The organism is Nocardioides sp. P5_C9_2 (genome assembly GCF_054049555.1).
Genome location: NZ_JBFUMD010000439.1, coordinates 1 through 3,331, shown reverse-complemented (window position 1 = coordinate 3,331; position 3,331 = coordinate 1). Strand labels below are relative to the sequence as shown.

Below are 3,331 nucleotides of genomic sequence, written 5' to 3'. Positions count from 1 at the left end.
GGTGCACGACGTCGACCCCGATCCCGGCGGCGGACAGGGACCGGTGGAAGTCCTCGGCCCGGTCGCGGTAGGTGACGTCGATGCTCGGGTGCGAGTCGAGCTCGCAGCCCCACCAGGCCTCCCAGTCGTAGAGGATGGCGGCCCGGTTGTCGGCGCGGCTGCCGCTGATCTCCTCGATCGAGTCGAGCACCTCGGAGAGCTGCACCACCTCGCGCCACAGCCGGGAGTCCGTCCCGGCGTGGGGGAGCAGGGCCGAGTGGAACTTCTCCGCGCCGGCGCGGGAGGCCCGCCACTGGAAGAACAGCACGGCGTCCGCGCCGTGGGCCACGTGCGCCAGGCTCGAGCGGATCGTCTCGCCCGGCGCCTTGGCGCGGTTGCGTGGCTGCCAGTTGACCGCGCTGGTGGAGTGCTCCATCAGCAGCCAGGGCTTCCCGTCGGCGGTGCCGCGGGTGAGGTCGGCGCTGAAGGCGAGCTCGCGGTGCGGGTGCGGGTCCGACGCCATCAGGTAGTGGTCGTTGGAGACGACGTCGAGCTCACGGCCCCAGCGCAGGTAGTCCATCTCGAAGGTCTGTCTCATGACCATGAAGTTGGTGGTCACCGGCACGCCCGGGGACACCTCGTGCAGGACGTCGCGCTCGACCACGAAGTTCTCGAGCAGCTGGTCGGAGGAGAACCGCAGGAAGTCCAGCTGCTGGGTGGGGTTGGGGAAGGCCGGCGCGGAACGCGGGGGGAGGACCTCGGCGAAGTCGCCGTACCGCTGTGACCAGAACGCCGTCCCCCACGCCTCGTTGAGCCGGTCCACGTCGCCGTACCGGGCGCGCAGCCAGTCGCGGAAGGCCACCGCGCTCACGTCGCAGTAGCACCGCGCGTTGTGGCAGCCGAGCTCGTTGGACACKTGCCACAGGGCGAGCGCGGGGTGGTCGGCGTACCGCTCGCCCATCCGGCGGCACAGCGCCAGGGCGTGCTCGCGGTGGACCGGGGAGCTCGGGCAGAACGACTGGCGACCGCCGGGCCACAGGGTGCGTCCGTCCTGCGTCACCGGAAGCATCTCCGGGTGCCGGTGGGTGAGCCACGGCGGGGGCGACGCGGTCGCGGTGGCGAGGTCGACGCGGATGCCCGCCGCGTGCAGCTCGTCCATCTGCTCGTCGAGCCACGCGAAGTCCCAGGTGTCGGGGGTGGGTTGCAGGTGCGCCCACGAGAAGACGCCGAGCGTGACCAGGTCCACCCCGGCCTCCTGCATGAGCGTGCGGTCCTCCGCCTGCACGTCGGGGGACCACTGCTCGGGGTTGTAGTCGCCGCCGAGGGCGAGGGGAGGGAGCGAGGTGGGCATGACGTCACTGTGACGAGCAGCACACGCGAAAGTCAACGGATCCGATCGAAGTTCCGTTGGAAAATGTCTATATCGCGACCAAAGTGAGACCGAAAGGCCTTGACGAAGGTGTGTCCGCCGTCACATGCTGTCGACCTCTGTTCGGTTCTGTGCCCAGGAGGCTGTTGTGTCCCGACCCCGATCTGCCGGCATTCCCGGCGGCGACGCCGTGCCGCGTTCCGCCCTGACGACCATGGCGGCGACCCGCCGCTCCGTGCTCCGCGGCATGGCGCTGAGCGGCCTCGCCCTCGGCTCGGGCGGCCTGCTCGCCGCGTGCGGCGGAGACGACTCCGGCGACTCCTCCGGTTCCGGGGCCTCCGTGAAGCTCGGCATCAACGAGGCGAAGGGCTCGGGTCCCGCCTACGACCGGCTCGCCGCGATGGCCGCGGCGTACACCAAGGAGACGGACACCGAGGTGTCCATCAACGCGGTCGACCACAACACGTTCCAGGAGAACATCAGCACCTACCTGCAGGGCACCCCGGACGACGTGTTCACGTGGTTCGCCGGTTTCCGGATGGCGCAGTTCGCCGAGGCCGGGCTGATCACCGACCTCAGCGGCGAGTGGCCGATCGACGGGATGAGCGACTCGTTCAAGCAGGCGGCGACCGCGCCGGACGGCAAGCAGTACTTCGTGCCGAAGGACTACTACCCGTGGGCGGTCTTCTACCGCAAGTCGGTCTTCGACAAGAACGGCTGGGCGCCGCCGGAGACGAAGGACGACTTCATGGCCCTCATGGACGACATGCAGGGCACGGGCGTCACCCCGTTCGCGTTCGGGGACAAGGACGGGTGGCCGGCCATGGGCACCTTCGACATCCTCAACATGCGCCTCAACGGCTTCGACTACCACATGAGCCTGATGGCCGGGGACGAGCAGTGGGACAGCGACGAGGTCAAGCAGGTCTTCGAGACGTGGCGCACGCTCCTGCCCTACCACCAGGAGGACCCCCTGGGTCGCACCTGGCAGGAGGCCGCCACCTCCATGAGCAAGGGCGACTGCGGCATGTACCTGCTCGGCACCTTCGTCGTCGACGCCGTGGCCGACATCTCCGACGACCTCGACTTCTTCACCTTCCCCGAGCTCGACTCCAGCATCGGCGCCGACGCGCTCGACGCCCCCATCGACGGCTTCTGCGTCGCGGCCGGCGGCAAGAACCAGGAGGCCGGCATGGCGATGGTCAAGTGGCTCGGCAGCGCCGCCGCCGCCGATGCGGCCAACAACGGCGCCGACGCCCCGATGATCGCGGCCAACTCCGGCGCGAGCACCTCGACGTACAGCGACCTGCAGAAGAAGTCGGCCGAGGTCGTCGGTGCGGCCGCCAACATCGCGCAGTTCATGGACCGCGACACCAACGCCGACTTCGCCAACACGGTGATGATCCCGTCGATCCAGGACTTCCTGAAGAACCCGGACGACATCGACGGCATCACGTCCAGCATCCAGGAACAAGCCGCCTCGATCTTCGGCTGAGCCGATGGCCACCACCGAAGAGGCCACGCCGTCCCAGGAGGCCGAGGGCCCGCCGACCCAGCGGCGGGAGAAGCGGCTTGCGCCGAGGGACCGGCTCGTCGTCGCCCTGATGCTGGTGATCCCCACCCTCTTCGTCGTCGGACTGGTGTGGCTGCCGGCGTCGTTGTCGCTGGTGCTGTCGTTCGGCACGTGGAACGGCTTCGGCGACCTCGACACGATCGAGTGGGTGGGGTTCCAGAACTACAAGGACATCGCCACCATCTACCCGCCGTTCTGGCCGGCCGTCCAGCACAACCTGATCTGGCTCGCCTTCCTCTTCGCCTTCCCGACACTGCTCGGCATCCTGCTGGCCGTGATCCTGGACCGGGAGATGCGGGGCAGCCGGTTCTACCAGACGGCCTTCTACATGCCGGTCGTGCTGTCGGTGGCGCTGATCGGCTTCATCTGGCAGCTCTTCTACTCCCGCGACCAGGGCCTCATCAACCAGG

Annotated in this window: 3 protein-coding genes; 2 read left to right on the top strand and 1 reads right to left on the bottom strand. The window is 68.8% G+C overall.

The genetic code is table 11. The features are described 5' to 3' along the window. Nucleotides 1–1,330 (bottom strand): beta-galactosidase (locus ACXJKL_RS17695; protein WP_457208326.1); only part of this gene is annotated, 1,330 nt, incomplete at its 3' end. A 166-nt stretch (nt 1,331–1,496) separates the two neighbouring features. Between ACXJKL_RS17695 and ACXJKL_RS17690 the strand changes: the two genes are divergently transcribed. Continuing rightward, on the top strand, nt 1,497–2,843 hold the full coding sequence (locus ACXJKL_RS17690) for an ABC transporter substrate-binding protein (RefSeq protein ID WP_457208325.1): 1,347 nt from the start codon (nt 1,497–1,499) through the stop codon (nt 2,841–2,843). A 4-nt stretch (nt 2,844–2,847) separates the two neighbouring features. After that, nucleotides 2,848–3,331: carbohydrate ABC transporter permease (locus ACXJKL_RS17685; RefSeq protein ID WP_457208324.1), on the top strand; the 484-nt coding region annotated here is incomplete at its 3' end.